Source organism: Nonomuraea roseola, from assembly GCF_039535395.1.
GTDB lineage: Bacteria > Actinomycetota > Actinomycetes > Streptosporangiales > Streptosporangiaceae > Nonomuraea > Nonomuraea roseola.
In genome coordinates, this window is the sequence record NZ_BAAAXC010000015.1 from 2,539,071 (window position 1) to 2,564,654 (window position 25,584).

Consider the following 25,584-nt stretch of genomic DNA (forward strand, 5'->3'; position numbering starts at 1 on the left):
ATCGGGACCAAGGGAGGCCAGATGGACCTGGCGATCGACGGCGGGCAGACCGGCCTGCGCCTGGCGGTCTGCTCGCGCGGCCACATCGAGGAGATCAGGCAGGCGCCCGGCCTGTCGTACGCCGAGGGCTCCCCGGCGAAGGCCGTGCTGGAACGGATCGGCTCCGGATGGAGCGGGCTCGGCACGATCTGCATGGGCCTGACCACGCTCCTGGACGACCACGACGCGCTCGCCGACGGCCTGCTCGCCATGGCCGAGCGCGTGATGATCACCACCGACGTGGTCACCTCGCACGCGGGCGCCTTCGCGGGAGGCAGGGGCGTGGTGCTCGCCGCGGGCACGGGGGCCATCGCGCTGGGCGTGGCCGACACGGTCAGGCAGGTGGACGGCTGGGGCTACCTCTACGGCGACGCGGGCGGCGGGTTCTGGATCGGCCGCCAGGGGCTGGACGCGGCGTACAGGGGCTTCGACGGCAGGGCCGAGGCCGGAGCGCTCACCGAGCGCGCCCAGGCGGTCTGGGGCGATCTGGCGGAGCTGCCGGGCCTGCTCTACCTGTCGCCCGACGCGGTGGCGCGGATCGCGCGCTTCGCCGTCCACGTGTTCGAGCTGGCCGAGCGCGACGCCACGGCGCGGGCCATCGTCTCGGAGGCGGGCCGCGAGCTGGCCTCCACGGTGACCGCCGCCGCCCGCTGCTTCTCTGAGGACGGGCAGGTGGTGCCTGTCGCCTGGACCGGCAGGCTGCTGCGGGACTCCCGGCTGCGGGCCGCGTTCGGGGCCGAGCTGGCCGCGCGCCTGCCTCTGGCGCGCCTCCGGCGGCCCGCGGGGGACAGCCTGGCCGGGGCCGCCCTGCTGGCCGCCGCCGACGACCCCGGCGTCTACGACTCGATGATCAGGACGGTGACCCGATGAGCCGGGCGATGAGCGTGGGATACGGCAGCGCCGGACTGACCGTGCCCGAGGGCATGCCGATGGGCGGCTACCTCGACAGGCAGGGTCCGTCGGCGGGGACGCTCGATCCGCTCGAGGTCAGCGCCGTCACCTGGTCCGACGGGGAGCGCCGCTTCGCGCTGGCCGTCGCGGATCTTGTCTGCGTCAACGACGACCTGGCCGAGCGGGCCAGACGGGCGGCAGGGTGCGAGCTGTGGCTGGCCGCCACCCACACGCACGCGGGGCCGGAGACGGGATGCGTGCCGGGGGGCGGGCCCACCCCCCGAGCCGTGGCTCGACCTGGTCGCCGAGGCGGTTCGCACCGCCGTCCACAGGGCTGTGGACAGTGAGCGGCCGAGCGAGGGCGTGGCCCTCCGCGGCGACCTGCGAGGGGTCGGGGCCGACCGCAGCAGGCCGGAGGCCGAGGCGGTGGTGCCGCTGGACGTCATCGCGGTCCTCGACGGAGGGATGGCGGGGGTCGTGGTGGTGCTGCCCGTCCACCCGACCGTGCTGCCCGCCGCCAACCTGCTGGTCAGCGCGGATCTGGCGGGCGCCGTGCGGAGAGCGCTGAGGGAGCGGCTGGGGCCTGGCGTGTGGGTGGTGGTCGCCACGGGGGCGGCGGGCGACATCAGCACCAGGCACACCAGGCGTGGGCAGGACGCCGCGGAGCTGGACCGGCTGGGAGCGGTCGTCGCCGACCGCTGCCTCGACCTGCTGACCGACGCGGCCCTGGCCGAGGCGGGCGGGGCTGACCCGGGCGGGGCCGACTCGGGCGGGCTCGGCTCGGGCGGGCTCGGCTCGGGCGGGGCCGACTCAGGCGGGGCCGACTACGGCGGGGCCGACTCAGGCGGGGCCGACTCAGGCGGCCCTGGGCGGGGCGGTGAAGGGGCGGGGCGCGCGGATGGAGGGCGGGTGTGGGCCGCGGGGTCGCGGATCGACACCGCCAGGCGGCGGATCGCGCTCGAACGCGCCGCCGTGGCGGCCGACGCGGAGTCGCTCGCCGCGGATCTGGAGAGGGCCGAGGCCGTGGGTGACCCGGTCTCCGCCAGGCTGGCGCGCAGCCGGGTGGAAGGACTCCGGGCGCGTCACACGCCCGCGGCCGGGGCGGGCGCGATCGACGCCGAGGTGGGGGTCGTCAGGGTCGGCGGGCTCGCCCTCGTGGGGTTGCCAGGCGAGCCGTTCCTGGCCGTCGCCGACCAGATCGCCGAAGCGGCGCCGTGCCCCACCGTGGTGCTCGGCTACGTCAACGGCTATCCCGGCTACCTGCCGGCCGCCGACGCCTACCGCAGGACCGAGTACGAGGTGCTGGCCAGCCAGGTGGCAGAGGGAAGCGCCGAACTGCTCGCCGCGACGGCGCTCCGCCTGCTGGCCGAGAGCGGCCCCCGGACCTGACGGCGGTGCCCGTCACCCCTTCACCAGCCGGTACGGCTGGCGGGGCCGTCCTGCCTGGGTGCCCTTCACCGGGGGCATCGGCCAGGCCAGCCCCTCCTCCGCCAGGCTCTGCAGCACCCGGCGCGCGCTGCGAGGCGCGATCTCCAGCACCTCGGCCACCGTCTCGGCGTCCACGACGAGCGGCCCGTCACCCAGCGCCTCGACCAGCCGTTCGAGCAGTTTTGCCGCCTTGGTGGCGACCACGGGCTCGCTCTCGACCCGCCTGCGCTGGCGCAGCGGCAGCGACAGCACGACCCCGTCGCCGCCCACCAGGTAGGCGGCGGCCGCGCCCACCCCCCGCGCCTTCTCCACCGCGACCATCGCGTTGGAGTCGGCGTCGCGCGCGGTGGTGCCGAGCCCGATGCCGACCTCGACCGCCACGCCAGCGTCCGCCCTGATCCTGTCCATGAACGGCGCGACCCTGAAGCCGTCCGTGGCCTGCGCGAGCGCGCCAACGGTCGCGGTCACGACGTAGCTGTTCTCGTCGCGTGCCGTCACCGTGGCCCCCATGAGCCGCGCGTCGGCCAGCAGCGACTGGTGCAGCGACAGCTTGAGCTCCTGCTGCCAGTAGTTGCCAGGACCCGAGTAGGTGGGCCTGGCCGAGGCGGCCAGCTCGACCACCACGATCGCGATCTGCGACTCCTCCAGCCTGCTGCCCGTGCCGAGCAGCGCGGCGGTGTTGAGCGCCAGCCGCAGCGTGTGGGAGGTGGGCAGCATGCGCAGCACGGGGACGCCCTCGGCGGCCAGCTTCCCCGCCACGCTCCTGATCGTGGTCAGCGCCGCGGTGGTGGCGCCCTGGCGGTAGAGCTGCTCGTGGAAGGCGGCGAACCCGCGGGCGGACTCGGGCTGGTCGTACTCCGACAGATGCACGCCCTCGGTGCTCACCCCGATCTCGCCGTAGGCCTCGTCGACGTCCGCCGCGGGCAGCGAGTCGATGCTCACCCTGGCCGGGTCGATGCCCTGGGTGAGCACGCCGCGCAGCAGGCTGGCGTAGAGGCTGGCGCCGCTCATCGGCACGTGGGTGGCGGGGACGGGCAGCTCGCCCGCCTGCCTGGCCAGGTCGTGCTGGAGCGGTCCTGTGAACAGCACGACGTCGATGCTGTCGGCGATCCTGGAGAATTTCTCGTAGGTCTCGTGCTCTCCGGCGTGCGGGGCGCCGACCAGGCGCCAGTCGGCGGCGCCCGGCAGGTCGGCGCCGATCATCATGATCTCCTCGACCAGATCGCTCGGCCCCACGACCCCGATCGCCACCCTGGACCGCGCCTCTGAACGCAACCGATCCATGATCGTGATCACCCCAGTCCGGATCGCCACTGAAGCAGGCGGGTCATCGTTCCCCCGAGCACCGCCGCCCGATCCTCCTCAGGGAGGCCACTGAAGATTACCCGTCCCAGCGACATCCGCAGGTCGATGAAGGGAAAGTCGGAGCCGTAGACCACCCGGTCGGCGCCCACCTCTCTCACCATTGTGGCGATGTCGGCGCCGGTGTTGAAGGAACCGCACACCTCCAGCACCACGCCGGGTCGCCGCTGCGCCACCTCGATGGCGGCGTCGAAGCCGAGCGGCGTGGCCCCCGCGTGCCCCGCCAGGATCACCACCCCGGGGTGGCGCGCGGCCACCTCGTCCACCATCGGCAGGTCGTTGTACGGCGAGCCGTCGTAGGTGTGCGTCAGCACCGGACACCCCGTCCGCTGCGCGAACTCCCACACCGGGGCGTACCGCCTGCCCGTGAGCGGGTAGTCGTGCAGGTCGGGATGGAGCTTGATCCCGCCGAAGCGCGGATCGCGCCCCCACTTGTCGAGCTCGCCCGCGGGGTCCTGCCAGGGGTTGACGGTCAGGTACCCGGTGAACCTGTCCGCCGCCTGCGCGACGATCTCGGCCGTCTGCGCGTTGCCCTCGGCCGCGTCGAGCTGGATCGCCAGGTGGCTGGAGATGACGGCGTGCGACACCCCGCACCTGTCCATCACCCTCACCAGCCCGTCCCTCCCCGCGTCGGGGATGAAGAACAGGCTGTACGGCCCCGCGTGCGCGTGCGCGTCCACGATCCGCAGGGCCCTTTGCGGCTCGCGCTTCCACACCGCCGTCGCCAGGGCGTTCACGCCGCCCTCGCTTCCTCGCGCAGGAGGCTGCGCAGGTTGCCGGCCCCGATGGCGGCCACGGACCGGTCGTCGAGCTCCGACCACAGCAGCCTGGTCACCGACTCGGCCGGGTCCCTGACGGGCGCGCCGGTGCCGAAGACCACGCGGTGCGCGCCGTAGCGCTCGACGAGCCATTCGAGGCCGCAGTGGGAGGAGAGGTTGGCCAGTCCCAGGTGGACGTTGGCGGTGCGGGCCAGCACGCCCGCCGCCTGCCTGAGCACGCGGTAACCGAGCCCTCCGACCACGACGGGCAGCTCGGGATGGGTCCGCGCGATCGCCTCGATGGACGGCCAGCCGACCTGCGCCGCGTCGAGCAGCAACGGCAGCTGCGCCTCCGCGAGGGCATGGAGCATCGAGGCGGCGTCGCGGCCCGCCAGGTCGTAGCCGTGGTCGGCGGGGTAGGCGCGCACGGCGCCGACCCCCGCCTCCAGCGCGGCGGCCGTGAACTCGGCAGGCGAGCCCGTCTCGCCGCAGGTGTCGGGCAGCAGCACCCAGCAGGGACGCAGCCTCGGCTCCCCCACGACCAGGTCGAGCAGCCTGAGGTTGCCGGTGTGCGGGTCGTGCAGCCAGGACAGGGTGTGGCTCACCACGGCCTCCTCGATGCCGAAGCGGTCCATCCTGGCCAGCGTCTCGGCGACCGAGCCCTCGCCGACGTCCCTGCGCGGGTAGCGGCCGAGCATCGCGTCAGCGTCGATCAGCATGGACCGTCCATCCGTCGGGGATCGTGGGAGGTTCGTCGGTGAAGGGGAAGAGCCCGACGGTGAACCTGCCGTCGCGGCGGCGCAGGCCCAGCGAGTGGATCTCGCCGTACTCCGCCGTCCTGGTCACGGGGTCGGGGATCCTGGCGGGACCGTTCCCGAGCACGACCTGCTCCGGTGGCTCCAGGGGCACCACGAGGAGCCCGGGGCCGCGCTCGCTGATGTAGCCGTCGCCGTGCCGTACCCAGGGGGACAGGCCGTGCACCTGCCAGATCGCCTCCGCCTCGATCCGGTCGGTGATCACCCAGTAGCCCTGGTCGCGGACGAAGACGACCGTCCTGTCGTGGCGGGAGGGGTAGCCGTGGTGGTGCCCCTTGAAGACGTCCAGCTCGCGGGTGGTCCTGAACAGGTCGCAGGCGGCCCTGCGGTCCTCGGTGTAGTCGTGGCCGGGCACGAGCAGCGTGTTGTGCGCCCTGGTCGCCTGGTACCAGTCGTAGTAGCCGGGGTCGTCGTAGGACGGCGGGCCGCCCGCCTCCCATGCCAGCGGCACACCCCATCCTGAGATCACGAAGTCGAGCGCGGCGTGGTGGCTGTGCGGCTCGAGCTCGTGGCCGACGTACGGGCCGTAGTTGATCACGGTGTGGAAGGTGTCCGAACGGAAGACCGCGTAGCCGCTGGCCTCCAGGTTGAGCGAACCCTTGGCCGGTTCGACGCCCTCGGGCCACACGATGCCGCTGTCCTGCAGGTGCGGCACCCAGCCGCCCGAGGTCATGAGGGCCGCGAACCAGTCGTGCATGGCCAGGTAGCGCGGGTGGGCGGCCAGCTCGGGCTCCATGGCGGCGGCCCGCTTGAGTGCGTCGAGGCACATGCCGTGGTAGCCGGGCGAGCGCTCGTGGTGCCCGCCGTCGGCGCGCACGTCGCGCTCCAGGTGCTCGTGGATGCGGGCCTTCGCGATCTCCGCCCAGCCCTCGGCCTCCGGCAGCTCCTCGAAGACCCTCGCGGTGTGGAGCAGCTCGCAGACGGTGGCGAACTGCCAGTTGCCGTGCCTGAACTCGTCGTGCTCCTCGGCGGCCCAGCGGGCTCCGCCCAGGACGGTCTTCATCATCTCCTTCCAGCACTCCTCGCCGACCGCCTCACCGAGGACGGCCAGCGCCTGCGTGACGTACATCGACCTGGCGCACACGCCGAGGGAGTACCAGACCACGTCGAGGCCGGGCCAGTCACCCTCGACGAGGTCGCGGCCGGCGTACCACTGGCGGAACAGGCGCTCCCACTCGTCGGCGTAGCGCTGGTCGCCGCTCTCGGCGTAGGCGGCGACCAGCGGGGTCATCCAGCGCAGGTAGTGGAAGCCGTACAGGCGCGAGCGGCCGTGACCCTTGTCGAGGAAGTCCACCTCGGCGCCGAGCAGCGCGTCGGCCCCCTCCGAGGGCAGCCCCGCGGGGAAGGGCGTCCGCCGGCGCCACGCCCTGCCGTCGCCGCCCAGCGCGGCGAAGAGGTCGTCGTCGGGGATGTGCCGCATCCGCGTGGGATGCACGTGCGGGGCCTTCTCCACCGATATCGAGGAGGACATCAGAGCTTCACCGGCGCTCCCGTGCGGGCCGACTCGTGCGCGGCGGCGAGCACGGCGGTGACGTGGCGCGAGCTCTCCACGCTGATCAACGGCTCGGCCCCGGTGCGCACGCAGTCGACGAAGTGGTGGATGGCGTCGCGGTAGGCGCCCGCCGGCACCCCGTGGACGACGCGCTGGAGCATGTTGCGCGGGTAGGCGTAGGACTTCGAGGTGGCCAGCTGGATGTTCTCCTTCTGGCGGTCGAGCTGGATCACCCCGTCCTCGCCGACGACCGTGACGTAGCTGTCGACCATGGTCGGGAAGGTGTTGGGGTAGATCCACGCCGACTCGAAGGTGGAGACCGCTCCCCTGCTGAAACGGGCCTGAATCTGCATCGCGTCGGGTGTGTCGATGCCCATGCCGCGCAGCTTGCCGTACCTCGCGGTGGCGAAGACCTCGACCACGTGATCGTCGTAGAGCCAGGTGACCAGGTCGATGTCGTGGCTGGAGAGGAACCAGGCGCTGGTGGTCCTGTCGGCCCAGCCGATCATCTCGGTGGGCACGTGGATGGTGTCGTCCTTGCGGGCGTAGCCGACGACGGGCTCGCCGACCAGCGCCATCTGCTCCTTGGCCTGCGCGTAGGCGGGCACCCAGCGGTGGTTGAACAGGCACATGGCGACCACCCCCGCCTGCCTGATCGCGGCCACCGCGCGGTCGGCGTCCTCCACGGTCGTGGTGAACGGCTTCTCGACCAGGATGTGCACGCCGGCCCGCGCCGCTGCCACCATCACGTCGGCGTGCAGGTGGTCGGGGGTGGTGATCGAGACGGCGTCGACCGTGCCCGAGGCGAGCAGGTCGCGGTAGTCGGCGTGGACGGTCGCGGACTCCGCGTGTTCCAGGGGTCGCCTGGAGACCGCGGTGATCTCGACGTCGGGGTGGGCGGAGAGGACCTCGGCGTGGCCGCGGCCCATGATCCCCGCGCCCACGATCCCGACCCTGAGCTTAGGAGGCAAGTGCGTCATTCCATCGCTTCTCTGCTGTGTCGAGCGCCTCCTTGGCGCTCTTGGTTCCCGTGAGATAGGCCCTGACCTCCTCGGAGAGGAGCTCGCCCAGCTCGGAGTCCTTGGCGGTGCCGATCGGGGTGTACTCCAGTTCGGGCAGGCCCTTCACGATCACGCTTCGCGCGACGGACATCGGGTCGTCGCCGTCTCTGCCGGAGAAGAACGGGTCCTTGGTGGAGGAGACGGTCGAGGGGTAGATCGGCACGATCTTGCAGAAGGCCAGCTGGTTGGCGCCGTTGGTGAAGAACTTGATGAACTCGGCGGCGGCCTTCTTGTGCTTGGAGGCCTTGGGGATGGAGAAGGCCTGCTGGGCCAGGAGCAGGAAGCCGCCCGTGCTCATCCTGACCGGCGGGGTCACGACCAGGTCCTCGTACACCTCGGGCGCGTTCTTCTGGATGTTGAGCAGCTCGGCGGCGTTGGCCGTGGCCTTGAAGGCGATCTGGCCGTTCTCGAGCGTCTGCGGCAGGTTGCGGATGTCCTTGGAGACGGCGCCCGGCGCGATGCCCTTGGCGTCGTAGCTCTTCTTGAACTTCTCCAGGATCGCGACGGCCTCGGGGGTGTTGAACGCCGCGCTCTTCTTGTCGTCGGACAGCAGCTTGATCCCGTAGTAGCGCAGCGCGTTGTGGTCGGGGATCGAGTTCATGCCGTAGACCTCGGTCTTGTCCTGGACCGAGTCGGCCAGGGCGAGCGCCTCGTCGTAGCTGGTCGGCGGCTTGCCGAGGTCGGCTCCCGCCTTCTCGAGCACCGACTTGCGGTACATGGCGACGGGGGCGCCGCCGTTGTACCAGGGCACGGCGTGGAGCTTGCCGTCGATGCGCAGCGGCTCGACCAGGTTGGGCTGGAAGTCGGCCAGGTCGGCGGGCTTGAAGTAGTCCTCGAGCGGGCTGAGCGAGGGAGCGAACCTGCCCAGGTCGAGGGAGGAGATGTTGACAGCGTCGGGGACGTCGCCGCTGGCCACGGCGGCCAGCAGCTTGGTGGCGCTCTCCTGGCCCGGCACGTCGACCCAGTTGACCGTGACCTTCGGGTGCTGCTTGCGGTAGTCGTCGATGAGGCCGGTGATGAAGTCGCTGTAGTTCTTCTTCAGATTGATCGTCCAGAACTCGACCTCGCCCTCGAAGGGCTGGTCGTCGGCGACCGCGGCGCCCTCGGACGACGTTCCCGCCACACAGCCGGTGACGAGCAGGGACAGCGCGAGCGCGCCCGCCATGAAGACCCCTCTGGCCATCACGGAGCACCTCCTGAGATTATGGCCGCCCTCAACGGCAACTTTCGGCAGAATGACACCGCGCAAGCCGGCCGTCAATCCCACCCGCCCTCCTCACCGATCGGATGCGACCACTGTTGGGCTGGGGCTCCACCAAAGAAGGTGTTGACGGCTTTCCCGACCCGCGCTTACGCTGCACAAAATTCCGGCCGCCGTTATACGGACTTTAGGACTCATATGCCAGGACAGCGGTGGTACACCCCCTACCTGTTCGCGCTGCCCGCGCTGGCGCTGTTCGGGGTGTTCTTCGTCTGGCCTGCCCTGACCGCGATCCAGCTCTCCTTCATGGAGTACGACGTGGTGTCCCCGCCCGAGTTCGTGGGCCTGGACAACTTCGTCAAGATGGTCGGCGACTCCACGTTCTGGACCGCGACGCTCAACTCCGTGCTGTTCCTGATCGGGCTCTTCCCCCTGCTGGTGGTGGCGCCGCTGCTGCTGGCCGTCCTGGTGAACCAGAAGCTGCCGGGGATCAGGACGTTCAGGATGCTCTACTACCTGCCGGTGGTGACCTCGATGGTCGCGGTGGCGGTGGCCTGGGAGTACGTCTTCCACCAGCAGGGCGTGCTCAACTGGATCCTCACCGGAGCAGGACTGCTCGACCAGCCCATCCAGTACCTGCTCGACCCGTTCTGGGCGCTGCCCGCGCTCATCCTGGTCGAGGGCTGGAAGAGCATGGGCTTCTACATGATGATCTATCTGGCCGGCCTGCAGACGATCGACAGCTCGCTCTACGAGGCGGCCAGGGTCGACGGCGCGTCGGCGTGGCAGCGGCTGTGGCGCATCACGGTGCCGCTCATGATCCCCTACATCGCGGTCGCGATCACGATGGAGATGCTCGACGCCATGCAGGCCTTCACCTCGGTCTACGTGATGACCAGAGGCGGTCCGCAGGACGCGACGCTGACGCTCGGCTACTACATCTGGTCGGCGGGGTTCGAGCACTACGACATGGGCTACGCCAGCGCGGTCGGACTCGTGCTGTGGGTCGTGATGATCGCGATGGCGATGCTCAACTACCGCATCACCAAGGGGAGATCATGAGACGCGCGGGCATGTACGTCCTGCTGACCGCGATCGCGCTGGTCTTCGTCGGCCCGTTCCTGATCCTGCTGTCGGCGGGGCTGAAGCCGTCCGGCCAGGCCGTCTTCTCCTTCCCTCCCGACATCATCCCCCGCCCTCCGGTGCTGGACTGGGTGAAGGAGGCCTGGACGGCGATCCCCTACCCGCGCTACCTGCTCAACTCGGTCATCTACGTCGGCGCGATGGTGCCGCTCTACGTCCTGGTCTCCGCGCTGTGCGCCTACCCGCTGGCGCGGCTGCGCTTCCGCGGCAGGAACCTCATCTTCCTGGCGATCCTGTCGACGATGTTCCTGCCTGGCGAGGTCATGCTGATCCCCCGCTTCCTCGTGGTCTCGCAGCTCGGGATGGCCGACACGTTCGCGGGAGTGATCCTTCCCGGACTCCTGTCAGCCTTCGGGATCTTCCTGCTCCGCCAGACCTTCGCCGGGGTGCCGCGCGAGATCGTGGACGCAGCCCGCACCGACGGCTGTCACGAGCTGCGCATCTTCTGGCACGTCATGCTGCCTGCCGCCAGGCCGACGCTGGCGATCCTCGGCATCTTCGGCTTCATCTCCGTCTGGAACAGCTTCATCTGGCCCCTGGTGGTGCTGAAGGACTCGGCGAAGTACCCGATCGCGCTCGGGATCGCCTACCTGGCGGGGATCACCGGCACCGACGTCCGCACGCTCGCCGCAGGAACGATCATCTCGATCATCCCGGTGGTCGTCGTTTTCATGATCATGCAACGCCACGTCCTCGAAGGCATGCGAGGCGCAGTGAAAGGTTGACCGATGTTGACTCGACGGCAGTTCGGTTGGGGCGCACTGGCCATGGGCGCGCTCGGCTTCACCGGCGCGGCAGGCTACGACTACACCTCACGCGAGACCTTCGACCTGTTCGACAGGGCCTTCCACGACAGCGGGGCCACCGGCCAGCCCACCCACACCAACGAGCTGGGCGCGCTGGGCTGGGGCCAGTCGTACGTGCTGGCCGCCTTCGTCAGGATGTACGAGGCCTACAAGGACACCCACTACCTCGACAGGCTCATCACCAACATCGACCTGGTGCTCGCCGGCCGCGACTCGGTGCGAGGGGTGAGCGACTACCGCGGCCTGTCACTGCCGTCCTGGCGCAACACCAGCTACTCGGCGGGCGGCGTGACCCTGCTCGGCGCGGAGGGACGGCCGGTGCTGGAGGTGCGCAGCGCCCTCACCAACGTCAGCGACGCCGTGGCGACCGTCACGGCGGGCAGCGCCGAGGGCCGCTTCACCCTCGTGGTGAACAACCCCAGGAAGAAGCGGGTCTCCACCTTCACCGACCTGACGATGGACCAGACCAGCCCCGACTACGCCGTGCGGCGCGTCCTCGCCGCCTACCCCTCGCCGAACATGGTGACCGTCAAGGACCTCTCGGGCGGCTCGGCCCCTGCACCCGGCACCTTCCAGCTGGCCGCCGCGCCCGCGCTCTTCTCCGTGCACACCGGCATGATCACCTACCCGATGGCCTCCTTCGTCAGGCTCGTCCACCACAGCCCCCGCCTGCGCGCCGACCCCCGCTACCGGGCCAAGGCCGCCGAGTATCTCGCCGCCGTCAGGCAGGCGGTCGCCGTTCACGAGCGCGAATGGATGGACGGGGGCTACTTCGTCTGGCCCAAGCACATGCCCGTCCCCTACGACGGCACCGAGCAGCCCCACAACCAGACGCTCGGCCTGGGCCTGACCTACGCCGAACTGGCCGCGGCGACGGGCGAGCAGATCTATCGCGACCGCACCAGGCGCCTGGCCGCCGCCTTCGCGCGCGACCTGACGGCCGACGCCGACGACGCCTACGTCTGGCCGTACTGGCCCACGTTCGGGAAGATGTACACCGGCTACACGCAGGCCGACGACGTCTCCGCATGGACCCCGTCGTACGGCAGGCCGCCCGTCGGCGCGCAGCAGCGCGAAGACCTCAGCCACGCGGGCATCGACGTGGAGTTCGCCGCCGTCGCGCACCGCTGGGGCCTGGCCTTCCGAGGGCACGACATGGTCCGCCTCGCCCGGACCTACACCAGGAACCTGGCCACCACCGACAACGGCGTGGCCACGACCTTCCTCTACGTCGACGGCGGCGGCGGGCTCGCCCCCGCGGGGCAGTACCTCCAGGCGCCCAGGTTCATGCCGGTCGCCCCGTGGGAGCCCGCCCTCTTCACCCACGCGCGGCAGGTCTACGACGACCACGCCGTCGAGTCGCAGATGGGCTCCACCCTGCTCTGCGTCGCCTACCTCAACTGGTTCGCCAGGCGCTCCTAGCCCCCCGGAGGCACATCCATGCAGTTGTCCCGTAGGCAGTTCACCCTCGGCGCCCTGGCCATGGGCGCCCTCGGCTCCTTCGCAGGCACGGCCCACGCCTCGGCGGGGTACGACTACACCTCGCGCGAGACCTTCGACCTGTTCGACAAGCTCTTCCACGAGAGCGGCAACGGCGGCCAGCCGACCGACACCAACGAGCACGGCGGCCTCGCGTGGGGCCAGTCGTACGTCCTGCTCGGCTTCATCAGGATGTACGAGGCCTACAAGGACACCCACTATCTCGACAGGCTCATCGCCAACATCGACCTGGTGCTGGCCAACCGCGACTCGGTCCGCGGGGTCAAGGACCACAGGGGGCTGTCGCTGCCCGCCTGGCGGGCCATGGCGCCCTACACGGCGGGCATCGTCACGCTGAAGAGCGCGGACGGCACGCCGCTGCTGGAGGTGCGCACCGCGCTGACCTACGCCGACAACGCGGTGGCCACCGTACGGGCGGGCAGCTCCGAGGGCCGCTTCACCCTGGAGGTCAAGAACCACAGGACCAACCTGGTGGCCACCTTCCCCGACCTGTCGCTCGACCCCGCGGCGGCCGACTACGCGGTGCGCAGGATCTTCGACGCCTATCCGACGCCGACGCTGGTCACGGCGAAGGAGCTGAGGCCCTCGCCCGAGGCGGGAGCGATGCCCGTCCTGGGGGTGACGCCCTTCACCTCGCAGCCCGTGGTCTTCACCGTGCACACCGGGATGATCACCTACCCGATGGCGTCGTTCGCGAAGATCGTCTTCAGGTCTCCGAAGCTGCTGGTCGTACCGAAGTACCGGCAGAAGGCGGTGGAGTACCTGAAGGCGGCGCGGGACGCGGCGGCGGTCCACGACGACGAGTGGCGCCAGACCGAGGACGGCCACGGCTACTTCGTGTGGAACAAGGGCACCCCGCTCGGCAACGACGGCACCGAGCAGCCCACCAACCAGAGCCTGGCGCTCGGCCAGACCTACGCCGAGCTGGCCGCGGCCACGGGCGACCCCTTCTACAGGGACAGGACGCAGCGGATGGCGCGCACGTTCGCCAGGGAGCTGCAGGTGGACACCGACGACGCCTACGTCTGGACGTACTGGCCGACGTTCGGCAAGGTCCACAACGGCTTCGCCAAGACCGACGGCGTCTCCGAGTACACCCCGTCGAGCAACCCGGGCCGCGGCGTCGAGGACCTCAGCCACGGCGCGATCGACGTGGAGTTCGCCGCGGCCGCCTTCCGCAACCACCTGTTCTACAAGGGCGAGGACATGGCCCGCTTCGCCCGCACCTACAGCAGGAACCTGATCGCTCCCACGGGCGCCGACGGCCACCCCACCGCCTACCAGCGCGTCAACGGCACGGGCAGCACCACCAGCGCGGGGCAGTACCTGCAGGCGCCGCGATGGATGGCGGTGGCCCAGTGGGACGAGGCGGTGTTCACCCACGCGCGCTCGATCTACGAGGCCCGCGCGGTGCAGCCGCAGCTCGGCTCCTACCTGGGCTGCGTCGCCTACCTCAACTGGCACGCTCGCAGGGGGGCCTGATGTTACTCAAGCTGATCACGGCGGCCGCGCTGGTGCTGGCGGCCACCCCCGCCCCCTCTCCCGCCGCGGCCGAGAGCGTGTGGCTGACGAAGTACAAGGCGCTCGAGGCGCAGATCGGGCACGCCGTCTACACCGACCCGAACAGCGCGAACCTGGCGTGGGGCGAGAGCTACATCATGCGCAGCTACCTCGACGCCTACGCCGTCACGCAGGACACCTCCTGGCTCGACAAGGTCGTCACGCACGCCGACACGGTCATCGGCAACGCCGACGACCTCGACGGCGACGGCTTCCACGGCTGGAGCACCGCGCAGTACTCGCCGGTCGAGCTGGCCAACCCGAGCTTCGAGAGCGCGACGACCGGCGACGCCACGCTGCCCGCGTCCTGGACCAGGTTCCAGGACACCGGCAGCCACATCCACAGGACCACGGACACGCCAGGCGGCGGCACGGGCACCCAGTCCGTGCGGGTCGTCTCCGACCTGACCAGGTGGAAGAAGCTCAGGCAGAACGTCAACAGCGCCTACGAGGGCGGGTCGCGATACCTGCTTCGCGGCTGGGGCAAGAAGAGCGGCTCGGTGACGGGCCGCGTCGTGCTGCGCAACGGCTCGACGACGATCTGCTCGCTCGACTACACGTCCACGACCTGGACGTTCAAGCAGACCACCTGCACGCTGCCCACGGGCGGGCCCACGCTGACGGTCTGGCTGGAGCACGCGTCGTACACGGTCAGCGGCTCGGCGTACTTCGACGACGTGAAGCTGAGCGGGATCTTCCCCTACATGGTGCACGACGCCATGATCGGCATCCCGATCGCGGAGTTCGTCCGGCTGGTCGCGAAGACCCCCGCCCTGTCGGCGTACGCGGCCAAGGCGGGGACCTACCGCGCCTTCCTCGAGTCCGAGGTCGTCCCCCGCTGGGAGCAGAGCGCCTACCTGGGCAACACCTGGAACGGCACCACGTGGAGGCAGCCGCCCAACATCGACAGCTTCAGCCATACGGGGACGGCCAACGACCTGCCGTTCAACATGCCGCTGGGCTTCGCCAACCTGCTGCTGGTCCTGAACGAGGTCAACGGCGACGCGACCTACCTGTCGCGTGCCGTGAAGGTCGGGCAGTGGGCCAAGGCCAACCTGACCGACTCGGGCGGGGCGTACGTCTGGAACTACGGGACGTACACCACCAAGAAGGAGGACCTGTCACACGCGAACGTGGACCTGTCGGCCTTCGTGGAGTTCTACCGGCGCGGGCAGGTGTTCACCGGGACCGACATGACGGCCTTCAAGAACACGCTCAAGAGCAGGATGTGGAACGGGTCGACGACCGCGCCGGCCTTCAGCCTGTACGTCGACGGGACGGGGGCGGCCAACGGGGTCGACTACTTCCTGCACTCGTGGCTGGAGTTGGCCGAGTTCGACCGGCAGGTGTGGACGCTGGCGTCCACCAAGTACACGAACTTCACCGGGACCAACGCCTCCCACCTCATCACCCTGTCGCGCCTGCTGCGCTTGGAGCGAGGTCTTCTCGTACCTCACGGGGAGGGTCAGCGACCCTCCCCGTGAGGCACGGGACGGCTAGGCGCGGAAGTCGGCGGCCGCCTTGAGGAAGGCGTCGTTGGCCTCGGGGGTGCCGATCGAGATCCGTGCGCCCTCACCGGCGAACGGCCGCACCGCCACCCCCTCCACCGCGCAGGCGGCGGCGAAGTCGAGCGTGCGCTCCCCCAGCCTGAGCCAGACGAAGTTCGCCTCGGTCGGCGGCACCGTCCAGCCCTGCGCGATGAGCGCCTCGCGGACCCTGGTGCGCTCCTTCACGACCGTGTCCACCCGCTCGAGCAGCTCGGCCTCCGCCTCCAGCGAGGCGACGGCGGCCAGCTGGGCCAGGTGGTTCACGGCGAACGGGATGATCGTCTTGCGGACCGCCGAGGCCACGGGCTCGTGCCCGACCAGGTAGCCCACGCGCAGCCCCGCCAGGCCGTACGCCTTGGAGAAGGTGCGCAGGACGCAGACGTTCGGCCTGTCGCGGTAGAGCTCGAGCCCGTCGGGGACGTCGGCGTCGCGGACGTACTCCCTGTAGGCCTCGTCCAGCACCACGAGCACGTCGGAGGGCACCCTGTCGAGGAAGGCCTCGAGCTCGGCCCTGCGGATCGAGGTGCCGGTGGGGTTGTTCGGGTTGCAGACGAAGATCAGGCGGGTGCGGTCGGTGATGGCCGCCGCCATCGCGTCCAGATCGTGGTTCTCCTCGACCAGCGGCACCCGCACCGAGGTCACGCCCGCCAGGTCGGCCAGCAGCGGGTAGGCCTCGAAGGAGCGCCACGCGTAGATCACCTCGGCGCCCGGCTCGCCGATCGTCTCGAAGAGCTGCTGGGCGACGGTGACGGAGCCCGCGCCCAGCGCCACGTGCTCGGGCGGCACCCCGAACCTGGCCGCGATGGACTCGGTCAGCCTGACCGCGGCGGGGTCGGGATAGCGGTTGATCTGCCTCGCGCCCTCGGCGATCGCCTCGACGACCGACGGCAGCGGGTCGTAGGGCGACTCGTTGGAGGAGAGCTTGTACGACCGGCCGTCGGCGCTCACCACGGCCTTACCCGCCTTGTAGGGGGGCATAGTGTCAAGAATCGCGCGGAAACGAGGCATGGCCCCATGCTAGTCGGCGGCACGAACAGCAGACTTCCGACCTCCTCGGCGCCCGAACTGGCCGACTTCGCGATCGCCGATCCCCCGCTGCCGTAGAACGTCATTTGAAGGGGATGTTGAGCCAGGGACTGTTCGGGTCGGCCATGAGGATTCTGTGCGCGTCGAGCATGTCGCCGTACCAGTCGCCGAACTCCTCCTCGTCGAAGTGGAGGCAACGTCCCAGGATGTAGGCGGCAGAGAAGTCCTCCCATGAGCGGTAGTTGATCCGGCTGACCCGTCCGGCCCGCAGGACCGCCTGTTCGGCCTCCGCCAGGTCGCAGAAGCGGGCCCCCAGTCCCCAGCGGGCCATCTTCGAGGCGCGACCGTAGTCCCACGCCTCCACCGTGTGGACGAAGCGGCCATCGGGGAGCAGCCCGTCCGCGCGGAAGCGCGCCTCGTATCGTGTGATCCGTCCGATGAGCCGTTGCGCCCCTGCGACCTGGGCCTCCGTCTCGGAGTCGCTGCGGTGGGCGACCTCGGGAGTGATCTCCTGCGCCACGGCGCGGCTGCGTATGACCCGCGAGGTCACCTGGCGCCAGTGGTCCACCTCGACCATGCCGCCGAAGTCACGGGCGAGGGCGCTGCGGATGCCCAGCACGAACCCCCAGAACGGGCTGCTCATCCGGCCGCCGAGCAGCGCCTCCTCCGCGCTCAGCCACTCTTCTCTGCTGGTGATGTCCCACCACTCCCTGAGGCGTTTCCGCTCGCGGACGTAGCCGGTGCCGTGCCAGCCCATCGCGTTCCAGAGCGAGGCGTTGCTCACGCAGAGAAGCGCCCCGCAGGCGAGGCCGTGGGCGACGGGGCCGTGCAGCGGGCCCCCTGCCCACAGCGTGCGCAGCTGGTTCCGGCGGGGGTGGGGGGTCCGATCGGCGTGCCGGCGCCATACCTGCCGATGGGCGGCTGTCGCGGGGAAGAACGCCTCACAGGGGCTACCAGGATTGATCGCCAGCCAGTAGCGCTCCTGAGGCCAGTCCTTGTCGAGCTGGTCCAGGTCGACCTCGAAGAAGACCGGGTCGGGCACGGGCGCGGGGAGCATCCCGTCGGTGAAGAACGCAAGACACTTGGCGCGAGGCCCAGGGCCCCAGTATGTGGCCGTGTAACGAACCCAGCCGGGTCGGGCGTCTGCCACGGCGCGCGAGATCGGGTGATAGAGGTCAGCGGTGGCGAGGACGTCGAAATACGAGGCCCAGTCGCCACGCGTCTTGGCCTCGTACAGGCCGCGTTCGGTGTCGCCGGGCGCCTGCCACGAAGGAATGGGTGGCGCCGCGTCCCTCTCTTCAGGCCCGCCCTGCTCCGCCCTTCCCATGCGCCCATACCTTACAACTGCCGCACATCCCTCTCCTGAGCGGCCGTGGACGGTCTCGTCGGCCCGATCCACGTTCACTCGAGCCAGTGAGACACCTCCGCGAACGTGCCCTGGGCCACCACCCTGCCGTCGTCGAGGACCACGACGTGGTCCGCGCGCCTGATCGTGGCCGGCCTGTGTGCGATGACCAAGGTCGTACGGCCGGCCGCCGCGACCTCCAGCGCGGAGGCGAGGCGTTCCTCTGTCGAGGTGTCGAGGTTGGCCACGGCCTCGTCCAGGACGAGCACGGGCGCCCCTGTGGCCAGCGCGCGGGCGATGGCGACCCTGGCACGCTGCCCGCCCGAGAGGGCGACGCCCCGCTCGCCGACGACGGTGCGGGGGTCGATGGGCAGCTGCGCGGTGGCCAGCGGCCCCTCGACGTCGGCCGAGGGCGCGCCGAGCCTGACGTTGTCGGCCACGGTGCCCGCGAACAGGTGCACGTCCTGCGGCACGACCGTCACCAGCGAGGACGCCTGGGCCAGTGGGACGCCGCCGATCGTGATGCGCCCCGCGTCCGGGTCCCAGTAGCGCAGGAGCAGGGAGACGCAGGTGGACTTGCCCGCGCCCGAGGGGCCGACCAGCGCCACGGTCCTGCCTTGAGGAATGGTGAAGGAGACACCCTTCAGCACCTCGGGGCCTTCGGGCGTGTAGCGGAAGCGGACGTCCTCGAAGACCACGTCGCCAGGCTCGGCCCGGACCTCCCGTGAGGGCGTGACGTTCGCGGGGGCGGTGACCAGGGTGTGGACCCTGTCGGCTGAGGCGCGCAGCGAGCCGTACTCCTTGAGCAGCAGCGCCACCTGCGCGGCGGGTGCGAGCGAGCCCGCCGCGAGGACCATGGCGAGGGGGGCGTCGGCGGGCGAGCTCACGGTGAGGGCGACGACGGCCAGGGAGGCGGCGGCCGCCGCGGAGAGCAGCACGTCGGTGAAAGCCGCTTCGAGCCCGCCGCGCGCGGCGTTGGCCGTCTGCGCGCGGGCCAGCCGCCTGGTCTTGTCCGCCAGGAGCGCGCGGCGGCGGTCCACGGCGCCGAAGGCGAGGATCTCGCGCAGCCCCTGGACGGTGTCCACCACGTCGGCGTGCAGGTCGGCGGTGGCGGCACGCATGGCCGAGCCGTGCCGAGAGGAGAAGCGCCGCAGCCACAGCGGGACTGTCAGGACGAGGCAGGCCAGCGGCAGCGAGACGAGCGGCAGCCACGGGTTGATCAGGAAGGCCGCGACGGTGCCCGCCGTCAGCACCACGAGGGAGGTGATGAGCTGGGCGAGGGTGTGGGCGAAGAGCCATTCGAGCGTCTCGATGTCCGACAGCACGACCGCGGACAGGTCGCCGCTGCGGCGGCCGAGCAGCCTGGCGGGGGCGATGCGGGCGATCGCCTCGTACGCCTGCCCGCGCAGCCGCGCCAGCACGAGGTAGGCCAGGTCGTGTGCCACGTAGCTCTCCCACCAGGCGGCCGCGGTGGCGAGCAGGACCAGCGCCGCCGGCACGCCGGACGTCAGTGAACCGTGGCCTACCAGCCACGCGCAGGTGAGGGCGATGCCCCAGAGGGCGAGCTGGCTGGTCAGGTTGGCGGCGAGGGTGGACAGGAAGGCCGTGCGGTGGCCGCCCACGGCCCCCGCCAGCCAGCGGATCGAGGGGGTCACGCGGCCCTGCCTTCGGTGATGGCGCCTTCGTCGATCGTGATGGTCTGGTCGGCGTCGCGCACCGTGGCCAGGCGGTGGGCGATGACGAGGCAGGTGCGGCCCTGCCTTACGAGGTTCATGGCCTGCTCGGTGTGGAGGTCGACGTGGGAGGTGGCCTCGTCGAGGACGAGGATGGGCGCGTCGGTCAGCAGGGCGCGGGCGATGGCCAGGCGCTGGCGCTGGCCGCCGGAGAGTGTGGCGCCGCGCTCGCCGAGCCGCGTGCCGTACCCGTCGGGCAGGGCGCTGACGAAGTCGTGCGCTCCCGCTCTGCGGGCGGCGTCGACCAGGTCTTCGTCCGTGGCCCGCGGCCTGGCGAGGCGGAGGTTGTCGGCGATGGTGCCGTGGAAGAGGTAGGTGTCCTGCGCGACGACCGCGATGCCGCACCTGAGCGCGTCGAGGGACAGGTCGCGCAGGTCGACGCCGCCGATCGTGATCCGTCCCTCCGAGGGATCGTGGTGGCGCTGGAGGAGCGCGGCGAGCGTGGACTTGCCCGCTCCCGACGGGCCGACCAGCGCGAGTGTCTGCCCCTCCTTCACGGTGAACGACACCTCGCTCACCGCCGGCCGCGGCGCGCCCGGATAGGTGAACCCGACCCCCTCGAACCTGATCTCGGGTGAGGAGGGGAACGCCCTGTCGCCTTCGTCGGGCACGGCGGGCCGCGCCCGCAGCAGGCGCTCGATGCCGTCCACGGCCGTGATGCCGAGATAGCCCGCGTGCCAGGCCTCCGACAGCTGCCTGACCGGCCTGAAGCACTCGACGGAGACGAGCAGGATCAGGAACAGGCTCTCCCCTCCGACGAGAATCGCCCCGACGGTGCCCGCCTGGACGAGGAAGGCGCTGACGCCCGTCTCGACCAGGGAGATCCGCAGCTGGCGCATGGTGGTCAGGTAGAGGGAGTGGGCGCGGTCCGCGAGCCTCGTCCCCAGCCTGTGGACGGCGCCGAACGCGCGCAGCGTCGCCATCCCCTGCATCGCCTCCAGGTAGTCGGCGGCCAGCTCGGAGAAGGCGGCCCATCGGGCGCGTCCCCTGCGCAGCAGCGTCGCGTCCCACAGCCTGGGGATGGTCAGCACGCCCGCCACCGCCGCTCCCAGCACGACGGCGGCCCTCGGCTCGACCGTGAACAGCCAGCCGACCAGCGCGACCGGCACGCAGAAGGTCACCGCGACCTGGGGCAGGTAGCGGCTGAAGTAGGGGTCGAGCCCCTCGACGCCGTCGACCAGCGTCGTCTGCACCTGTCCCGTACGCGTGCCCGCCAGATGCGCGGGGCCCAGCTCGGCCAGCCGTCCGACCAACCGGTCCCTCAGCCTCGCCCTGACGAGCGCCCCCGCCCGTACGGTGACCAGCTCCCTGGTCCACAGCAACGCGCCGCGCGCCGCGATGACCGCGAAGGCCCACGCCAGCAAGGGGAGCACGGGTTCGCCCGCGACCAGCGCGGCAAGGGCGGCGGCCAGGAGCAACGCCTGCGCCACGTAGGCCCCCGACACCAGGAGCCCCAGCGCCACGCATGCGGCGATCGGGCCCTTCACGCTGCCCGCCAGATGGAACAGACGGCGATGAATCATCTCAAACGACTCCTCCGGTAAAGTCATCGCAAATGGTAACCATTTTCAGTGGAGGTGCAATGCGCCGCTGTGCGCTCTTCCTCGTCGCGCTGGCTGTCGCGGCAGGCTGTGGACAGCAGCCGCCGCCCGCGCCGCAGGCGGCCCCCGCCGCGTCGGCAGACCCCGTCAGCCCCGCCCTGTCGATCACCGACCCGCACGGCAGGACGGTGAAGCTCGAGCGGAAGCCCGAGCGCGTCGTCTGCATCACGGGCCTCTGCGACGACATGCTGGTGGAGCTCGGCCTCACCCCCACTGCCACGACCACGCCCAAACTGCTGTCGCGGCCCGACTACCTGGGCGCGGAAGGAGCCAATGTGCCCGTGATCCCCGGCGGCTTCGGCGGCGAGGACGTCGCCAGGGTCGCCGAGGCGCGCCCCGATCTGGTGATCGGCCTGGCAGGCGTCCACGACCAGCTCAGGGCCGCGGTGGAGAAGTTCGCCCCGCTGTGGCTGGTGGAGGTCAAGAGCTACGAGGAGTCCATCGGCTACCTGCGCGCCATGGCCACGCTCACCGGCAGGGGCGTCGAGCAGGCCGCCGCCGAACAGCGCTTCAGGGCCAAGCTCGAACAGGGCCGCGCCCGCGCCGAGGCCGCGGGGCTGAAGGACAAGCCCGCCCTGGCGATGTACGGCGGGACCTCCATCGGCGTCAACACCACCGACGACGTGCTCGGCGACTTCCTGTCCGGCTTCTTCGCCTACCCGTGGCCCAGCAAGGGCGGCGGGTTCGAGACCGCGCAGGCCTACAGCATCGAGGAGATCCTGGCCAAGGCGCCGCAGATCATCTTCATCCAGTCGTTCACCTTCGGCCCCGACGCCAGGACGGTGACCGACACCTACAGGAACAACCCGGTGTGGAAGCAGGTGCCCGCCGTGGCCTCGGGCAAGGTCTTCGAGGTCCAGCCCGAGCTGTGGGCCTCGGGCAGGGGCACGAGGGCGTTCGGCCTCATCCTCGAAGAGGCGCTGGCCAAGGCGGCGGGGTGACGCAGGCCCGGTTGGCGGTCCCCTTCGCGCTCGTGGCGCTCGTGGCCGCCGGGCTCTGTCTCGGCACCACGCTCGTCTCGCCCCTGCGGGGGCTCAGCGAGCTGGAACAGGTCGTGCTGTGGGAGCTACGGGTGCCGAGGACGCTGGTCGCCCTGCTGGGCGGCGCGGCCATCGGGGTCGCGGGGCTGCTGCTGCAGGAGTCGCTGCGCAACCCGCTGGCCGTACCGGAGATGATCGGGGTCTCGACGGGCGCCTCTCTCGCGGTGGGCGTCTGCGTGGTGTGGGCGCTGCCCGTGCCGTTCACGCTGTACCCGGTGGTCGGGCTGGCCGGAGCGGCGCTCGGCGGGGTTGTCACACTCGCGGTGGCGAGGACCGGCAGGAGTGCGGGCGCGGTGCTGCTCATCGGCGCGGCGGTGTCGACCGCCATCCAGGCGCTGCTGCTCGCGGTGATGTCGACGGCCGACCGCCTGCAGTACGACATGCTCTTCCGCTACCTCGTCGGCAGCCTCACGGGCGTGATGTGGGAGCAGGCGGGACGGATCCTGCCGTGGTTCGCCGCGGCCGTCCCCCTCGTGCTGCTGTGCCTGCCCGCCCTCGGACTGCTGCGCCTCGGCGACGAGGCCGCAGCCGCGCTCGGCGCGAGGGCGAACCTGGCCAGGCTCGGCGTGCTGGCGGTGGCCGCGCTGCTGATCGGCAGCGTCACCGGCCCCTGCGGGCCGCTGGCCTGGGTCGGGTTCGTGGCGCCGCTGCTGGCCAGGCGGCTGCGTCCGCGCTCCGACGCGCGCGGCTGGCTGCCGTGGGCGGCGGCGCTCGGCGCGGTCGTGACGCTGGCCGCCGACCTGGCGGCCCGCCTGGCGTTCGCGCCGGTGGAGACGCCGCTGGGCGCGTGGACGGCGGTGGCGGGCGTGCTGCTGGTGGCGTGGAGGTGGCGCGCGTGAAGGTGACCCACCGGTGGGGCGCCGTGCGGGGCGCGGCCTGGATCGCGCTGCTGCCCGTCGTCGCGGCGGCCCACGTGCTGGCTCCAGGACGCCCGCTCACCGGGGCGCTCAACCAGCGCATCCTGTGGGAGCTCGGAGTGCCGCGCCTGCTGACCGCCCTGCTGGCGGGGGCGGCGCTCGGCGTCGCCGGATACGTCCTGCAGGCCGTGCTCCGCAACCCCATGGCCGCGCCCGAGTTCACCGGCGTCAACCCCGGCGCGGTGCTCGGCGTGCTCACCGCGCTGACCCTCGGGGTGGTGCCCGCCGACTCGGCCGTGGGCGCGCTCGTGGCCGCCGTGATCGGCGGCGCGCTAGGCGGAGCCGCCTTCGCCTCGATGCGCGACACCGCCAACCTCGTCGTGTACGGCCTGCTCGGCTCGGCGCTGCTGGCCGGCTTCACCACCATGCTGCTGGCCTACCAGCCCGGCAGGTTCGGCAACGCGCTGCGCTGGCTGATCGGCTCGGTCGAGGGCCGCGTGTGGGAGCACCTCTCGGTCGCGTGGTGGTGGATCGCCGGCTGGATCGCACTGGCCTGGCTCTGCTCGGCGGTGCTCGCCGTGCTGTCACCCGGCGACGACCACGCTTCCTCGCTCGGCCTGCCACCCGTCGCAGGACGGGCCGTCACCCTGACCGTGGCCATCGCGCTGACCGCTGGGGCGGCCTCGCTGGCGGGGGCGATCGCGTTCGTCGGGCTCGTGGTGCCGCATGCCGTACGGCGGCTGCGCGGCGGGGTCCTCACCGCCGCCCTGCTCGGCGGCCTCACGCTGGCGGGCGCCGACGCGCTCGCCCAGTTCGCGGGGCGGGCGCTGGCCGGCACCCAGCGCCTCGGCCTGCCGACGGGCGTGGTCACCGCGCTGGCCGGCGCCGCCGTCCTCGTCTACATCGCGCGCAAGGAGCCCGCATGAGCATCGCCATCGACTCACTCCACTTCTCGTACGGCTCGCAGCCCGTCCTGAACGGCGTCTCACTGACCGTGGAACAGGGCGAGTTCGTCGCGCTCGTCGGCATGAACGGCTGCGGCAAGAGCACCCTGCTCAGGCTGGTGGCCGGGCTGCTCACCCCCTCGTCGGGCTCCATCACGCTCGACGGCGACCCGCTCAGGTCGCTGTCGCGCCGCCAGGTCGCCCGCAGGATGGCGGTCCTGCACCAGACCCTGCCGCCCGTGCCTGGCCTGACCGTCCGGCAGCTGGTCCGCCAGGGCGGCTACGCGCACCGCGGCCCGCTCGGCATGCTCTGGGAGGCCTCCACCGGCGAGACCGACGAGGCGCTCGCCCTGACCGGCGTCGCGCACCTGGCCGACCGCGTGCTCGACACGCTGTCGGGCGGGGAGCGCCAGCGGGTGAGGCTGGCGCTGGCCGTCGCCCAGAACACCCGCGTGCTGCTGCTCGACGAGCCTGCCGCGCACCTGGACGTGCGCCACCAGCTGGAGGTGCTCACGCTGGTGAGAGAGCTGAGGCAGGCCCGCGACCTCACCGTGGTGAGCGTGCTGCACGAACTCGACCACGCCGCCCGCTTCGCCGAACGCGTCGTCGCGCTGCGCGAGGGCGTCGTGTGGGCCGACGGCGACCCGCGCGAGGTGATGACGCCCGCGCTGCTGGCCGAGGTCTTCGGCGTCGCGGGCAGGGTGGTCGTCGACGAACTGCACGGCACCCCGCGCTGCCTGCCCGACCACGCCCTCAGCGATCACTCCTTGAGCGACCTCAGCATGGGGGGATGAAGGAGCTCGGCGGGGCCCCTGCGGTAGAGCTTGGCCGGGCGGCCGCCGTCGCGGGTGGTGGTCCTGCCGGTCTCGACGAGAAAACCCTCGGCCTTGGTGACCTTGCGGTGGAAGTTACGCGGGTCGAGGGCGCGGCCCCAGACGATCTCGTAGACGCGGCGCAGGTCGGCGACCGTGAACTCGGGCGGGCAGAAGGCAGCCCCCAGCGGGGTGTACTCCAGCTTGGCCCGCGCCCGCTCCACCCCGTCCATCATGATGCGCCGATGGTCGAAGGCCATCACCGTCAGCTCGGCGACCGGCACCCACGCCATGTGCGCCTTCTCCGAGGCGGGCAGGTCGGGCGCGAGGCCGAGGTAGGCGACCGACAGGACCCTCTGGCGGGGATCGCGGTCGGGGTAGCCGTAGGTCTGCAGCTGCTCCAGGTGGACGGGCGCGCCCGGCAGGCCCGCCCGTTCGGCGAGGATGCGGCGGGCGGCGTCGGGCAGGTCCTCGTCGAGCTGGATGAAGCCGCCCGACAGCGACCACCTGCGAAGGAACGGGGGATTGTCGCGCCGCCACACCAGGGCAGAGAGCGCCTGGCAACGGACAGTGAGCACGACGAGGTCCACGCTGACCGGGATGCTGGGGACCATGCCAGGCAC

At 71.3% G+C, this 25,584-nt stretch carries 23 protein-coding genes; 12 read left to right on the forward strand and 11 right to left on the reverse strand.

The features are described from left to right. The first annotated feature begins 21 nt into the window (after nt 1-21). From ABFX55_RS35240 to ABFX55_RS35250, 3 genes are read left to right on the forward strand one after another with little or no spacing between them, the layout of a single operon-like run. Nucleotides 22-909 (forward strand): N-acetylglucosamine kinase, encoded by an 888-nt coding sequence (locus tag ABFX55_RS35240; RefSeq protein WP_346127106.1) that lies wholly within the window; start codon nt 22-24, stop codon nt 907-909. A gap of 8 nt (nt 910-917) precedes the next feature. Beyond that, nucleotides 918-1,277 carry a hypothetical protein gene (locus tag ABFX55_RS35245; protein WP_346127107.1) on the forward strand — a complete coding sequence of 120 codons (360 nt, stop codon included), beginning with the start codon at nt 918-920 and terminating at the stop codon, nt 1,275-1,277. After that, the gene (locus ABFX55_RS35250) at nt 1,267-2,319 is read left to right on the forward strand and encodes a hypothetical protein (RefSeq protein ID WP_346127109.1); all 1,053 of its coding nucleotides are present in this window, start codon (nt 1,267-1,269) and stop codon (nt 2,317-2,319) included. Before ABFX55_RS35245 ends, ABFX55_RS35250 begins: the two co-directional genes overlap by 11 nt. A 12-nt stretch (nt 2,320-2,331) precedes the next feature. On the opposite strand, the gene ABFX55_RS35255 is transcribed toward ABFX55_RS35250, so the two are convergent. The 6 genes from ABFX55_RS35255 to ABFX55_RS35280 are packed head-to-tail and all read right to left on the reverse strand — an operon-like array spanning nt 2,332 to nt 9,029. Continuing rightward, entirely contained in the window at nt 2,332-3,642 is a 1,311-nt protein-coding gene (locus tag ABFX55_RS35255) for a GTP cyclohydrolase IIa (protein WP_183652517.1), read from the reverse strand. 8 nt (nt 3,643-3,650) lie between these two features. After that, nucleotides 3,651-4,457, reverse strand: a complete 807-nt coding sequence (locus ABFX55_RS35260; RefSeq protein WP_346127111.1) for an amidohydrolase family protein — start codon at nt 4,455-4,457, stop codon at nt 3,651-3,653. Beyond that, nucleotides 4,454-5,197 (reverse strand): amidohydrolase family protein, encoded by a 744-nt coding sequence (locus ABFX55_RS35265; RefSeq protein WP_346127113.1) that lies wholly within the window; start codon nt 5,195-5,197, stop codon nt 4,454-4,456. The genes ABFX55_RS35260 and ABFX55_RS35265 overlap by 4 nt, the downstream gene beginning before the upstream one ends. After that, a complete protein-coding gene (locus tag ABFX55_RS35270) occupies nt 5,181-6,764 on the reverse strand; it encodes a heparinase II/III domain-containing protein (protein WP_346127114.1) in 1,584 nt (527 codons plus the stop codon). The genes ABFX55_RS35265 and ABFX55_RS35270 overlap by 17 nt, the downstream gene beginning before the upstream one ends. Continuing rightward, nucleotides 6,764-7,756, reverse strand: coding sequence for a Gfo/Idh/MocA family protein (locus ABFX55_RS35275; protein WP_379479009.1), 993 nt, complete (start codon nt 7,754-7,756; stop codon nt 6,764-6,766). Before ABFX55_RS35275 ends, ABFX55_RS35270 begins: the two co-directional genes overlap by 1 nt. Further along, nucleotides 7,746-9,029 (reverse strand): ABC transporter substrate-binding protein, encoded by a 1,284-nt coding sequence (locus ABFX55_RS35280; RefSeq protein ID WP_346131356.1) that lies wholly within the window; start codon nt 9,027-9,029, stop codon nt 7,746-7,748. The genes ABFX55_RS35275 and ABFX55_RS35280 overlap by 11 nt, the downstream gene beginning before the upstream one ends. Before the next feature lie 216 nt (nt 9,030-9,245). On the opposite strand from ABFX55_RS35280, the gene ABFX55_RS35285 reads away from it, so the two are divergent. Genes ABFX55_RS35285 through ABFX55_RS35305 form a run of 5 tightly spaced genes read left to right on the forward strand, consistent with a single transcriptional unit; the run spans nt 9,246 to nt 15,540 of the window. Continuing rightward, on the forward strand, nt 9,246-10,109 hold the full coding sequence (locus ABFX55_RS35285; protein WP_346127118.1) for a carbohydrate ABC transporter permease: 864 nt from the start codon (nt 9,246-9,248) through the stop codon (nt 10,107-10,109). Beyond that, a complete protein-coding gene (locus ABFX55_RS35290; protein ID WP_346127120.1) occupies nt 10,106-10,915 on the forward strand; it encodes a carbohydrate ABC transporter permease in 810 nt (269 codons plus the stop codon). Before ABFX55_RS35285 ends, ABFX55_RS35290 begins: the two co-directional genes overlap by 4 nt. Nucleotides 10,916-10,918: 3 nt before the next feature. Next, a complete protein-coding gene (locus tag ABFX55_RS35295) occupies nt 10,919-12,418 on the forward strand; it encodes a hypothetical protein (RefSeq protein ID WP_346127121.1) in 1,500 nt (499 codons plus the stop codon). Nucleotides 12,419-12,436: 18 nt separating this feature from the next. Beyond that, a complete protein-coding gene (locus tag ABFX55_RS35300) occupies nt 12,437-13,978 on the forward strand; it encodes a hypothetical protein (protein ID WP_346127122.1) in 1,542 nt (513 codons plus the stop codon). Further along, nucleotides 13,978-15,540, forward strand: a complete 1,563-nt coding sequence (locus ABFX55_RS35305; protein ID WP_346127124.1) for a hypothetical protein — start codon at nt 13,978-13,980, stop codon at nt 15,538-15,540. The genes ABFX55_RS35300 and ABFX55_RS35305 overlap by 1 nt, the downstream gene beginning before the upstream one ends. 12 nt (nt 15,541-15,552) lie before the next feature. Here ABFX55_RS35305 and hisC read toward each other — a convergent pair whose 3' ends face one another. From hisC to ABFX55_RS35325, 4 genes are all read right to left on the reverse strand, one after another. Further along, complete coding sequence (gene hisC / locus ABFX55_RS35310) at nt 15,553-16,611, reverse strand: histidinol-phosphate transaminase (protein WP_346127126.1); 1,059 nt, start codon at nt 16,609-16,611, stop codon at nt 15,553-15,555. Nucleotides 16,612-16,711: 100 nt separating this feature from the next. Then, nucleotides 16,712-17,956 carry a DUF1266 domain-containing protein gene (locus tag ABFX55_RS35315; protein ID WP_346127127.1) on the reverse strand — a complete coding sequence of 415 codons (1,245 nt, stop codon included), beginning with the start codon at nt 17,954-17,956 and terminating at the stop codon, nt 16,712-16,714. Nucleotides 17,957-18,030: 74 nt separating this feature from the next. Beyond that, a complete protein-coding gene (locus ABFX55_RS35320; RefSeq protein WP_346127129.1) occupies nt 18,031-19,629 on the reverse strand; it encodes an ABC transporter ATP-binding protein in 1,599 nt (532 codons plus the stop codon). Beyond that, nucleotides 19,626-21,230 carry an ABC transporter ATP-binding protein/permease gene (locus ABFX55_RS35325; protein ID WP_346127131.1) on the reverse strand — a complete coding sequence of 535 codons (1,605 nt, stop codon included), beginning with the start codon at nt 21,228-21,230 and terminating at the stop codon, nt 19,626-19,628. Before ABFX55_RS35325 ends, ABFX55_RS35320 begins: the two co-directional genes overlap by 4 nt. Before the next feature lie 59 nt (nt 21,231-21,289). Here ABFX55_RS35325 and ABFX55_RS35330 point away from each other — a divergent pair, with 59 nt between their 5' ends. Genes ABFX55_RS35330 through ABFX55_RS35345 form a run of 4 tightly spaced genes read left to right on the forward strand, consistent with a single transcriptional unit; the run spans nt 21,290 to nt 24,943 of the window. After that, entirely contained in the window at nt 21,290-22,249 is a 960-nt protein-coding gene (locus ABFX55_RS35330; protein ID WP_346127133.1) for an ABC transporter substrate-binding protein, read from the forward strand. Further along, complete coding sequence (locus ABFX55_RS35335) at nt 22,246-23,187, forward strand: FecCD family ABC transporter permease (protein WP_346127134.1); 942 nt, start codon at nt 22,246-22,248, stop codon at nt 23,185-23,187. The genes ABFX55_RS35330 and ABFX55_RS35335 overlap by 4 nt, the downstream gene beginning before the upstream one ends. Beyond that, nucleotides 23,184-24,131, forward strand: coding sequence for a FecCD family ABC transporter permease (locus tag ABFX55_RS35340; protein ID WP_346127135.1), 948 nt, complete (start codon nt 23,184-23,186; stop codon nt 24,129-24,131). The genes ABFX55_RS35335 and ABFX55_RS35340 overlap by 4 nt, the downstream gene beginning before the upstream one ends. Then, nucleotides 24,128-24,943, forward strand: a complete 816-nt coding sequence (locus ABFX55_RS35345) for an ABC transporter ATP-binding protein (protein WP_346127137.1) — start codon at nt 24,128-24,130, stop codon at nt 24,941-24,943. Before ABFX55_RS35340 ends, ABFX55_RS35345 begins: the two co-directional genes overlap by 4 nt. Here ABFX55_RS35345 and ABFX55_RS35350 read toward each other — a convergent pair. After that, the gene (locus tag ABFX55_RS35350; protein ID WP_346127139.1) at nt 24,910-25,575 is read right to left on the reverse strand and encodes an NUDIX hydrolase; all 666 of its coding nucleotides are present in this window, start codon (nt 25,573-25,575) and stop codon (nt 24,910-24,912) included. The genes ABFX55_RS35345 and ABFX55_RS35350 overlap by 34 nt on opposite strands. Nucleotides 25,576-25,584 lie beyond the last annotated feature (9 nt).